This window comes from Brevundimonas vesicularis (assembly GCF_027105095.1).
GTDB classification, from domain to species: domain Bacteria; phylum Pseudomonadota; class Alphaproteobacteria; order Caulobacterales; family Caulobacteraceae; genus Brevundimonas; species Brevundimonas vesicularis_E.
In genome coordinates this window covers 2,019,206-2,030,500 of sequence record NZ_CP114278.1, presented here as the reverse complement: position 1 = coordinate 2,030,500, position 11,295 = coordinate 2,019,206, and the positions used below count along the sequence as shown (strand labels likewise).

Sequence of the window (11,295 nt, the reverse complement as noted above, 5' to 3'; positions counted from 1 at the left end):
TCTTGCTGGGGCTGGTCCCTCGGCCGCTGCAGTCGCACAGCCCCTTGCTCCAATGGAAAGCCAGATCATGTCCCAAGCTGTCGGAACCTTCGAGGTTCAGATGACGCCCGTCGCGGCCGAGGCCGACTCACCCGCCGGAGCGCCGGGCCGGATGCGCCTGTCCAAGACCTTTCGCGGAGATCTGGAAGGCGAGGGCGCCGGCGAGATGCTGGGCCTTCTGAACAATGGCTCGGGCGCCTATGTCGCGATGGAACGCGTGTCAGGGGTGCTAGACGGACGACGCGGCGCCTTCGCCTTGGTCCATCGAGGGGTCATGGAGGCGGGCAGCCAGGATTTGCTGATCACCATCGTTCCCGGTTCCGGGGAAGGCGACTTGGCGGGGATTGCGGGCGTCTTTCACTTAAAGATCGAGGGCGGCGTTCATCGCTACGATCTGGAATACACGCTTCCCTGACGGTCGACCGTGAGCCCCGGATAAATGGTCAAGCTTTTGATTTTTTGGGAACCTCACGGGCGCGTGATGGGTTTGGTCAGTCCATAGGGAGACTGTTCCAATGAAATATCTCGCCATCGCCAGCGTCGCCTCGCTGGCCCTTCTCGCCGCCTGCAACCAGGGTGGCGACAGCGCCGCCCAGAACACCGGCGAAGCGGTCAACGCTACCCAGGACGCCACGTCCGGCGTCGTGGGCCAGACCTCGGCCATGACCATGGGCGCCAACACCGTCGATGGTTTCGTCACCGGTCTGGGCACCGGCAACATGTACGAGCTGGAAGCCGCTAAGATCGCCGCCGCCAAGTCCAAGAATGCGGACGTGAAGGCCCTGGCCGCCATGATCACCAAGGATCACACCGCCGCCGGCGAGAAGCTCGCCGCCGCCCAAGCGACCGCCGCGCCGAACGTCGCCATCCCCACGACGCTGGACGAACGCCGCAAGGGCCTGATCGACAATCTGAACGCCGCGACGCCGGACGACTTCGACAAGGTCTATCTGGATCAACAGGTCACGGCTCACAACGAGACGCTGACGCTGCTGAACGGCTTTGCCGACAACACCGAAGCGCCGGCTCTGTCCACGCTTGCGCGCGAACTGGTGACGCCGGTCACCGCGCACCGCGACCGCGCCCAGACCCTGCTGGACGCGATGAAGTAAAAGCAACCGTCGCGTTGCTGACCAAAGGCGGTCCCGAAAGGGGCCGCCTTTTCCGCATTTGAACGGCTGCGCTTGCTATTGCGGCCCATCCGGCCTACATGGCCCCCGCATTTCGCAACGCGGGAGAGGCGCGCTTCGGGGAGACATCCCGATCCGCACCATTCCGAGGGTCTTCAGACCTTTAATCCCCCGCGCCACGTTTGATCGGAAAAAGGACTGAACGATCATGGCTCTGCCTGAATTCTCGATGCGCACCCTGCTTGAAGCAGGCGCCCACTTCGGCCACCAGACGCACCGCTGGAACCCGAAGATGGACCGCTACATCTTCGGCTCGCGCTCGAACATCCACATCATCGACCTGTCGCAGACGATGCCGCTGTTCCACCAGGCTCTGGTGGCCGTGCGTGAAGTCGCCGCCAAGGGCGGTCGCGTTCTGTTCGTCGGCACCAAGCGCCAGGCCGCAGAGCCGGTCGCCGAAGCCGCCAAGCGCTGCGCCCAGTACTACATGAACAACCGTTGGCTCGGCGGCACGCTGACCAACTGGCGCACCGTGTCGGGCTCGATCGCTCGTCTGCGTGAGCTGGAAGGCATTCTGGAAAACGGCGGCGAAGGCCGCGTCAAGAAAGAGCTGCTGAACCTGCAGCGCGAGAAGGACAAGCTTGAATTGTCGCTGGGCGGCATCAAGGACATGGGTTCGATCCCGGACATCATGTTCGTGATCGACACCAACAAGGAAGCGATCGCGATCCAGGAAGCCCGCAAGCTGAACATCCCGATCATCGCCATCCTGGACACCAACTCGGACCCGGACGGCATCACCTATCCGGTCCCCGGCAACGACGACGCCGCCCGCGCCATCCAGACCTACTGCGACCTGATCGCCGACGCCGTCCTGGACGGTCTGGCCGCCGGCGCTTCGGCCTCGGGCATCGACCTGGGCGCTTCGGAAGCTCCGGTCGAGCCGATGCTGCGTGAAGCCTCGGCCCCCAAGGCTGAAGCCGAAGCCGTGCCGGCCGGCACGGAAGGCGCCGCTGCCGAACTGGAAGCCGCTGCTGAGCCGGCTGCCGAAATCGAGAAGGCCGAGGGCTGATCGCCCGCCGGGCGGCGTTCGCGTTCTTGAGCGCCGCCTGACGAACTGACACACGGCCGGGCTAAATCAGTCCGGCCGTTCCCACATACGAAATCCCCCAAGGAGAAGAACATGGCCGAGATCACTGCCGCCCTCGTGAAGGAGCTTCGCGAGCGTTCGGGCGTCGGCATGATGGACTGCAAGAAGGCGCTGGTCGAAAACGACGGCAACATCGAAGCAGCAATCGACTGGCTGCGCGCTAAGGGCCTGTCCAAGGCCGCCAAGAAGGCCGACCGCGTCGCCGCTGAAGGTCTGGTCGCCGTCGCGTCGAAGGAAGACGGCAAGGGCGAAGTCGCCGCCGCCATCGAGTTCAACGCCGAAACCGACTTCGTGGCCCGTAACGAGCTGTTCCAGAACGCCGCCAAGTCGTTCGCTCAGCTGGGTCTGGAGCACCACTCGGTCGAGGCCCTGCACGGCGCCGAACTGGAAGCCGGCAAGACGGTCCAGGACGAAGTGACCAACATGATCGCCACGATCGGCGAGAACATGCAGCTGCGCCGCGCCGCCCGCCTGTCGGTTTCGGAAGGTGTCGTCTCGACCTACGTCCACAACGCGGTTTCGCCGGGCGTCGGCCGCATCGGCGTGCTGGTGGCTCTTGAAGGCGAGGGCGACAAGACCGCGCTTCGCGAACTGGGCCGCAAGATCGCAATGCACGTCGCCGCCACCGCGCCGCTGTCGCTGAACACCGACGACCTGGACCCCGCCGCCATCGAGAAGGAACGCGCCGTTCTGATCGAAAAGGCCAAGGAAGAAGGCCGCCCGGAAGCCATGATCGAAAAGATCGTGGAAGGTCAGATCAACAAGTTCCAGAAGGACGTGGTGCTGTCCAAGCAGCCGTTCGTCATGGATCCGGACGTGACCATCGAACAACTGGTCGCCAACTCGGCCAAGGAACTGGGCTCCTCCAACCTGCACCTGGCCGGCTTCGTCCGCCTGGCGCTGGGTGAAGGCGTCGAGAAGGTCGAAGGCCCCGACTTCGCGTCGGAAGTCGCCTCCATGATGGGCGGCAACTAAAAAACATTCCCCTCATTCGTGAGGGTTTTGTATCAGAAGGGCGCGTTCGGCTTTGATGGCCGGCGCGCCTTTCGTCTATAAGAAGCCGCCTGATTCAATGGCGCCGCAGTCAACGGACCTTCCCGCATGCCCGACGCCCCCTCGACCTTCCGCTACAAACGCGTCCTGCTGAAGGTGTCGGGCGAGGTGCTGATGGGCGACCAGTCGTTCGGCGTCGACATGAAGACGGTGGATACGGTCGCGAAAGCGGTCGCGGACGTCGCGGCCGAGGGCGTCGAAATCTGTCTCGTCATCGGCGGCGGCAACATCTTCCGCGGTTTGTCCAAGGCGGCGGCCGGCATGGAGCGCGCACAGGCCGATTATATGGGCATGCTGGCGACCATCATGAACGCCCTGGCCATGCAGTCGGCGCTGGAGAAGATCGGCGTCTCGACCCGCGTGCAGAGCGCGATTCCGATGGCGGCCATTGCGGAACCCTACATTCGCCGTCGCGCCCTGCGTCATCTGGAAAAGGGCCGGGTCGTGATCTTCGCCGCCGGCGTGGGCGCACCGTTCTTCACCACGGACTCGGGTGCGGCGCTGCGGGCGGCGGAAATGGGCTGCGACGCCCTGCTGAAAGGCACCAGCGTGGACGGGGTCTATACCGCCGACCCGAAAAAGGATCCCGACGCGACGCGGTATGAGACGCTGTCCTATCAGGATGTGCTGGCTAAGGATCTGCGGGTCATGGACGCCTCGGCCATCGCCATGATGCGCGACACGGGCATACCGATCGTGGTCTTCTCAATTCGGGAAGACAATTCGCTGCGCCGGACCCTGACTGGCGAAGGCACGTTCACGGTCATTCAGGACGTCGCCTGAACGTTCGCCTGACCAGGAAAGACAAGAGAGACCAAAGACCATGGCAAAGCCTGACCTCAAGACCTATCGCGACCGCATGGATCGCTCCGTCGCCGCTCTGAAGGAAGAGTTCAGCGGTCTGCGCACCGGTCGCGCCAACGCCGGCCTGTTGGAGCCCGTGCGGGTCGAAGCCTACGGCTCGGCCTCGCCCCTGACCGCCGTCGCCGCCATCAGCGTGCCCGAGCCGCGCATGATCAGCGTCAGCGTCTGGGACAAGGGCATGGTGGTCGCCGTCGAAAAGGCGATCCGCAACGCCAATCTGGGCCTGAATCCGATCGTGGACGGCCAGACCCTGCGCATTCCGGTGCCGCCCCTGACCGAGGAACGCCGCAAGGACCTGGTCAAGCTGGCCGGCAAATATGCCGAGCAGCAGAAAATCTCGGTTCGCAACGTCCGCCGCGACGCCAACGACGACCTGAAGAAGGCCGAGAAGGCCGGCGAGATCAGCCAGGACGAGCAAAAGAAGATGGAGACCGAGGTCCAGAAGGACACCGACGCGGCCATCAAGCGCATCGACGAGACCTTGAAGACCAAGGAACAAGAGATCATGCAGGTCTGAGGCGAAACGGCTGGGTCCGGAAGGGATCGCACGACAGATGACGGCAGACCGCGCCGCGCCTTCAGGCCAAAGCCCAGACAAGCAGGGTCAGGACGGCCCGCGCCACGTCGCCATCATCATGGATGGCAATGGACGCTGGGCGAAGGCCCGGGGCCTGCCGCGCGCCCTTGGCCACCGCGAAGGCGTCCAGGCGCTGAAGCGCACGATCCAGGCGGCGCCGGATCTGGGCATCGATTGCCTGACGGTGTTCGGCTTCTCGACCGAGAACTGGAGCCGTCCCGAGGACGAGGTGTCGGACCTGATGGGGCTGGTGCGCTCCTACGTCGCCAGCGATCTGGCCCGCTTGACCAAGGCCGGCGTCCGGCTGAAGATCCTGGGACGACGCGAAGGACTGCCAGCAGACATCGCCGCCATCATCGAAAGGGCCGAGGCACAGACTGCCCATAACGACCGGTTCCTCTTGCAGGTCGCCTTCAACTACGGCGGTCGCGCGGATTTGGTGGACGCGGCGCGTCGCCATATGGAGCGGGTGCTGGCGGGCGAGACGGTCGAGCCTTTCAACGAAGCGATCCTGACCTCAGGCCTGGCCACGGCGGGCTCGCCGCCGCTTGACCTGATCGTGCGGACGTCGGGCGAGCAGCGGCTGTCGAACTTCCTGTTGTGGGAGGCCGCCTACGCCGAGCTCGTTTTCCAGGACATTCTGTGGCCCGACTATGGCCCCAAGGCGCTGGCTGAGGCAATCTCGGCCTTTGGTCAGCGCGATCGTCGTTTCGGCGGACGCGTGATCGCGCCTGAGCGCGCGACGGCCTGATGGCGGTCAAGGGTCGGGATATCGCCCTCAGGGCTGCGTCCGCCGTCGTGCTGGCGCCCGCCGCCGTCGCTGCGACGTGGGGCGGCGGCGTGTGGTTCCTGGCGCTGATGATCGTCGCCAGCGTCGTCCTGGCGTTCGAATGGGCGGCGATGAGTGCGCCCCATGCGCGCCGCGTCATGGGCGGAGCGGTCAGCTTCGGCGTCGTGGCGGCGGTGATCAGCGCCCATTTCGGCGCCATGTCCGTCGCCTTCATCATGCTGGTGTTCGGCGCGGTCGCGGCCGGGGTCTATGCCCGTAGTCGAGGGCAGGAGGCGCTGGATGCCGCCTACGGCGTGCTCTATCTCGGCTGGCCTTCGGTCCTGCTGATTTGGCTGCGCGACGTCGACAGTTTGATCGGTCTGCACTGGACCGTGCTCGTCTTCGCCGTCGCCTGGTCGGCCGACATCGTGGCCTACCTGGCAGGATCCACCTTTGGCGGACCCAAGCTGTGGCCGCGCTTCTCGCCGAACAAGACCTGGTCCGGGTTCATTGGAGGCGTTGCGGCCGGCGCGGTTGCGGGCGCCGTCATGACGGCCTGGGTCAATATGGGCGCCTTGAGCGTCGTCTGGGGAGCGGTGCTGGGCTTTGCGGGAGCTTTGGCAACCATGGCGGGCGATCTGTGGGAATCGGCGCTGAAGCGACGGTTCGGGGTCAAGGATGCGGGCAACACCATTCCCGGCCACGGCGGCCTGCTGGACCGCGTCGATGGTTTGATGTTCGCGGTCGTCGTCGTCGCGGCGGGCCGACTGATCGTCCTGATGCTGGAGCGTGGGGCGTGATCCGGCGTCGCATCACCGTGCTTGGCGCGACCGGATCGGTCGGCGCTTCCACGCTGGACCTGATGGCTCAAGCCGAGGCGACGGGCACAGGCGCGTTCGAGGTTGAGGCCCTGACGGGCGGCGCCAATATCGCCAAACTGGCAGAGCAGGCCAAACGTTGGCGGCCCAAGCTGGCCGTGACGGCGGATCCGGCGCGATTGGACGAACTGCGCGACGCCTTGTCCGGCACGGACGTCGCTGCCGCCGCCGGCGACGCCGCCGTCGTTGAGGCGGCGACGCGACCTGCCGACTGGATCATGGCGTCCATCGTCGGAGCGGCGGGTTTGAAGTCCGCCTGGGCGGCGGCGGGAACGGGCGCGACCCTGGCGCTGGCCAACAAGGAAAGCCTGGTCTGCTGCGGCCCCGCCCTGATCGAGCGGGTTAACCGGGCAGGGGGGCGCTTGATCCCCGTCGATTCCGAGCACTCCGCCATCTTCCAGGTGTTTCCGGCCGAAGCGCCTGAGCGGGTGGCCAAGCTGATCCTCACCGCATCGGGCGGGCCTTTTCGCAACACGCCGCGCGAGCAGATGGTCGCCATCACGCCGGAACAGGCCGTCGCCCACCCTAACTGGAGCATGGGCGCCAAGATTTCAGTCGACAGCGCCACCATGGCCAACAAGGGCCTGGAGATGATCGAGGCGGCTTATCTGTTCGATATGCCGCAGGATCGGATCGACGTCGTGGTGCACCCCGAATCGATCATCCACAGCCTTGTGGAATATGTGGATGGTTCGACGCTGGCCCAGATGGGACCGCCGGATATGCGCACGCCGATCGCCTGCGCCTTGGCCTGGCCGGACCGGATCGCGTGGCCGGCGCCCAAGTTGGATCTGGCTGCGCTGGGTCGGCTGACGTTCGAAGCGCCCGATCTGACACGCTTCCCCGCCCTCGATCTGGCGCGTCAGGCCCTGAAGGCGGGCGGCGCTACGCCCGCCGTGTTCAACGCCGCCAACGAGGTCGCCGCCTTCGCCTTCCTTGACCGCAAGCTGGCGTTTCTCAATATTGCCGCAGTCGTCGCCGAAACCCTTGAGCGTGCGACGAAAGCGGGGATGGCTTTCGGTTCTGGAGACGCCTGCGGCGCGGCCCTTTCGGTCGACGCCGAGACGCGTCGAATGGCCGAGAGCGTCGTCGCCAGCCTTGCGAATGCGGCCTGACAGCAGGCCAGGGGAGACGATTTTCGAATGCTGGGCGTCCTGGGTCAGGTCCTGATCTCCATCGCCTCGTTCCTGCTGGTGCTGACCTTCATCGTCACCATCCACGAACTGGGTCACTTCCTCGTCGCGCGCGCCTTTGGCGTGAAGGTGGATCGGTTCGCGGTCGGCTTCGGCAAGGCCGTGGCCAGCCGCACAGATCGTCACGGCATCGAATGGCGTCTCGGCTGGCTGCCGCTGGGCGGCTATGTGAAGTTCTCGGGCGATCTGGATGCGTCCAGCGTGCCCGACCGGGCCGGACTGGACGAACTGCGCAGCCGCGTGGTCGCCGAGCGTGGACCGGGCGCCGAGCGTGATTATTTCCACTTCAAGCCGGTTTGGCAGCGCGCCCTGATCGTCGCGGCCGGGCCCGTCGCGAACTTCATCTTGGCCATCACCATCTTCGCCGTCGTCTTCATGGCCGTCGGCGTGTCTCTGCGCCCCGCGCGTGTTGCTCAGGTCCAGGCGGGATCGCCAGCCGCCGCCGCCGGTTTCCAGGTCGGCGACCTGATCACCGAGGTGAACGGCAAGGCCATCAAGGACGGAAGCGCGGTCACCCGCACCGTCATGCTATCGACCGGCGATCCCGTACGTTTCACGGTCGAGCGCGCCGGGCGTCCTGTCGAGCTGGTCGCGACGCCGGAACGTCGCGAGGAAAACGACCCCATCGCCGGACGCGTCAAGGTCGGCCGCATCGGTCTGGGGCTGGGCTCGTCGGCCGGCGATGTCCGCCACGTGCGCTATGGCCCCGTCGAGGCTGTCGCCGAGGGAGCGCGCCAAACGGCCGACGTCATCGGCTCGACCCTGACCTACCTCGGACGCCTGGCGACGGGCCGCGAGTCGGGCGATCAGTTCAGCGGTCCGCTGGGCATGGCCAAGGCGACGGGCTCGCTGACGACGGCTGCGGTCGAAGCCAATCCAGCGCCTGGCGCCATGGCGATCAACCTTATCCTGACGCTGACAACCTTGGCCGCCATACTTTCGATCGGAATCGGCTTTCTAAATCTGCTTCCCATTCCGGTCCTCGACGGCGGACATCTGCTTTTCTACGGCTATGAGGCTGTGGCGAAACAGCCTGTGTCGGCGCGGTTCCAGGAGATGGGCTATCGTGCAGGCCTTGCGCTTTTGGCGGGATTTATGTTGTTCGCAACGTGGAACGACCTACAGAAGCTCAATATCTTCCAATTCCTCGGCGGGCTCGTCTCGTGAGCCGACGCCAGCCCCCGACGGTTTCCCGAATGAATGACATGACCTCTCGCGCCGCCGTTCGACTGAGCGCCCGCTCCAGCCTGCTGGCTCTGGCGGTCGCCGCCGGGCTGGGCGCACCCGCGCTGGCCCAGACCGCGCCGACGACGACGCCTGCTGCGCCGACTCAAACGCCGGCCCAGACGGCCCCGGCGAGCGCCGCCGAACCGCGCGTCGAGATCGCTGCGCCGCAGACGATCACGATCAACCGCATCATCGTTCAGGGCGCGCAGCGGATCGATCAGACGACGGTCCTGTCCTACCTGCCGATCCGTCCCGGTGATGCGGTCGACGCCTCGGTGCTGGACGTCGCGGTGCGCACTCTGTCGCGCACGGGCCTGTTCGCCGATGTGCAACTGGGCATCCAGAACGGCGACCTGATCGTCCAGATCGTCGAGAACCCGATCATCAACCAGGTGGTGTTCGAGGGAAACAAGGCGCTGTCGAAGGACAAGCTGACCAAGGAAGTGACCCTGGCGCCGCGCGGCATCTATACCCGCGCCAAGGTTCAGGAAGACGTCGGTGCCATCGTCGAGCTGTATCGCCTGCAGGGCCGCATCTCTGCGACCGTGACGCCCAAGCTGGTCCAGTTGGAACAGAATCGCGTCGATGTGATCTTCGAGATCAACGAAGGACCGCAGACCGGCATCAGCGCCATCAACGTGCTCGGCAACGAGGCGTTTTCGGATCGCGACGTGCGCGGCGTGATGGTCACCGAGAAGTCCACCTGGTGGAAGTTCTTCTCCAACAACGACAACTACGATCCCAACCGCCTGGAATACGATCAGGAGCAGCTGCGGAAATTCTACACCAACCGCGGCTATTACGACTTCCGTGTGGTGTCCTCGGTCGCCGAGCTTCAGCCGGACGATCAGGCGTTCCAGCTGACCCTGACGCTGAACGAAGGCGACAAGTACAACTTCGGTGAGATCAAGGTCGTCACCCAGAACGACCGGCTGAACGCCGACTTCCTGAAGGCCCTGGTGCCGATCCGGGAAGGCCAGCTGTACGAAAGCGACAAGATCGAACAGGCCGTCGACGCCCTGACGTTCGCGGCGGGTTCGGCCGGCTACGCCTTCGTCGAGATCAATCCGACCTATAAGGCCAATCCCGAGACGGACACGGTCGATGTGACCTTCAACGTGTCCGAGGGCCAGCGGGTCTACATCGATCGCATCAATGTGGTCGGCAACACCCGCACGATCGACCCGGTGATCCGCCGCGAACTGCTGCTGACCGAGGGCGACGCCTTCAACCGCGCCCTGATGGAGCGCTCGCGCAACAACCTGCGCGCCCTGGGCTTCTTCAAGGACGTGACGGTCGAGGAAACGCGCGGCAGCGCGCCGGATCGTTCGGTGATCAACGTCAACGTTCAGGAACAGCCCACCGGTGAACTGTCCGTCGGCGCGGGCTTCAGCTCCGTTGATTCCTTCACGGTCAATCTGGGCATCTCGGAGCGGAACTTCCGGGGGCGTGGCCAGAACGTCGTGGCTCGTCTGGAGTGGGGCTCGCTGCGCCAGCAGGTGGACTTCCGCTTTACCGAGCCGAAGTTCCTGGGGCGCGACCTGCGCGCCGGCTTCGACCTCTTCCACTCGCGCTACGACCTGAGCCAATATTCGTCATACGACTATCGCTCGACGGGCGGCGGTCTGCGCTTATCCTATCCGCTGAACGGCAACATGCTGCTCAGCACGCGCTACTTCCTGAAGTCCGACGAGATCATCGTGCCGGACGGCTATTGCAATGGCGTGGGGCGAGGCTCCTCTGCCCTGTGCGATCAGGTCGGCAGCTTCATCAACTCGTCGGCGGGCTATACGCTGCAGGTCAACTACACCAACGATCCGATCCGTCCGACGCGCGGTTGGGCCGGGTCGCTGCGTCAGGACCTCGCGGGTCTGGGCGGCGACGTGAACTATGTGAAGACTGAGGCCGATGCGAGCTGGTACTACGGTTTCACACCCAACTGGATCGTCAGCGTTCAGGGTTCGACCGGATACGTTAGCGGCTGGAACGGCGATCCGATCCGCATCAACGACCGGTTCTTCAAGGGCGGCAACAGCTTCCGCGGCTTCGAGACGGCCGGTATGGGGCCGCGCGATCTGACCACGACCGACGCCCTGGGTGGCAACTTCTACGCCATCGGCACGGTGGAACTGACCCTGCCGAACTATCTGCCCGAGCAATACGGCATCAAGACCTCGCTGTTCGCCGATGTCGGTACGCTGGGCGTGCTGGATGACCGCTACAAGCTGACGTCCACCGGGACGGTGAACACCAACATCGCCGATGAGCTGTCGCTGCGCGCATCGGCTGGCGTCAGCATCCACTGGAAGTCGCCGATGGGTCCGATCCGCTTCGACATCTCCAAGGTTCTGTCCAAGGAAGATTACGACAAGACGGAATCCTTCCGCTTCTCGACCTCCACTCAGTTCTAATCGC

Annotated in this window: 11 protein-coding genes; all 11 read left to right on the top strand. The window is 65.0% G+C overall.

What is annotated here, in order from left to right:
- The first annotated feature begins 67 nt into the window (after window positions 1-67).
- The 11 genes from O2K97_RS10115 to bamA all read left to right on the top strand — a co-directional run bounded on the left by O2K97_RS10115 (window position 68) and on the right by bamA (window position 11,291).
- Window positions 68-454: a DUF3224 domain-containing protein gene (locus O2K97_RS10115; protein WP_269219165.1), complete on the top strand. Its 387-nt coding sequence runs from the start codon at window positions 68-70 to the stop codon at window positions 452-454.
- 100 nt (window positions 455-554) lie between these two features.
- A complete protein-coding gene (locus O2K97_RS10110; RefSeq protein ID WP_269219164.1) occupies window positions 555-1,151 on the top strand; it encodes a DUF4142 domain-containing protein in 597 nt (198 codons plus the stop codon).
- Window positions 1,152-1,377: 226 nt separating this feature from the next.
- Entirely contained in the window at window positions 1,378-2,241 is an 864-nt protein-coding gene (gene rpsB / locus O2K97_RS10105; RefSeq protein ID WP_269219163.1) for a 30S ribosomal protein S2, read from the top strand.
- A gap of 111 nt (window positions 2,242-2,352) precedes the next feature.
- Window positions 2,353-3,294: a translation elongation factor Ts gene (tsf, locus tag O2K97_RS10100; RefSeq protein ID WP_039247421.1), complete on the top strand. Its 942-nt coding sequence runs from the start codon at window positions 2,353-2,355 to the stop codon at window positions 3,292-3,294.
- A gap of 126 nt (window positions 3,295-3,420) precedes the next feature.
- On the top strand, window positions 3,421-4,155 hold the full coding sequence (pyrH, locus tag O2K97_RS10095; protein WP_017503965.1) for a UMP kinase: 735 nt from the start codon (window positions 3,421-3,423) through the stop codon (window positions 4,153-4,155).
- 40 nt (window positions 4,156-4,195) lie between these two features.
- Window positions 4,196-4,753 (top strand): ribosome recycling factor, encoded by a 558-nt coding sequence (gene frr, locus O2K97_RS10090; RefSeq protein WP_055809105.1) that lies wholly within the window; start codon window positions 4,196-4,198, stop codon window positions 4,751-4,753.
- 118 nt (window positions 4,754-4,871) lie between these two features.
- Entirely contained in the window at window positions 4,872-5,564 is a 693-nt protein-coding gene (gene uppS, locus O2K97_RS10085) for a polyprenyl diphosphate synthase (RefSeq protein WP_231868805.1), read from the top strand.
- Window positions 5,564-6,382: a phosphatidate cytidylyltransferase gene (locus O2K97_RS10080; protein WP_205680905.1), complete on the top strand. Its 819-nt coding sequence runs from the start codon at window positions 5,564-5,566 to the stop codon at window positions 6,380-6,382. The genes uppS and O2K97_RS10080 overlap by 1 nt, the downstream gene beginning before the upstream one ends.
- Window positions 6,379-7,575, top strand: coding sequence for a 1-deoxy-D-xylulose-5-phosphate reductoisomerase (dxr, locus tag O2K97_RS10075; RefSeq protein WP_269219162.1), 1,197 nt, complete (start codon window positions 6,379-6,381; stop codon window positions 7,573-7,575). The genes O2K97_RS10080 and dxr overlap by 4 nt, the downstream gene beginning before the upstream one ends.
- Before the next feature lie 27 nt (window positions 7,576-7,602).
- A complete protein-coding gene (locus tag O2K97_RS10070; protein WP_269219161.1) occupies window positions 7,603-8,820 on the top strand; it encodes a M50 family metallopeptidase in 1,218 nt (405 codons plus the stop codon).
- 29 nt (window positions 8,821-8,849) lie between these two features.
- On the top strand, window positions 8,850-11,291 hold the full coding sequence (gene bamA, locus O2K97_RS10065) for an outer membrane protein assembly factor BamA (protein ID WP_269219160.1): 2,442 nt from the start codon (window positions 8,850-8,852) through the stop codon (window positions 11,289-11,291).
- The last annotated feature ends 4 nt before the right edge of the window (window positions 11,292-11,295 follow it).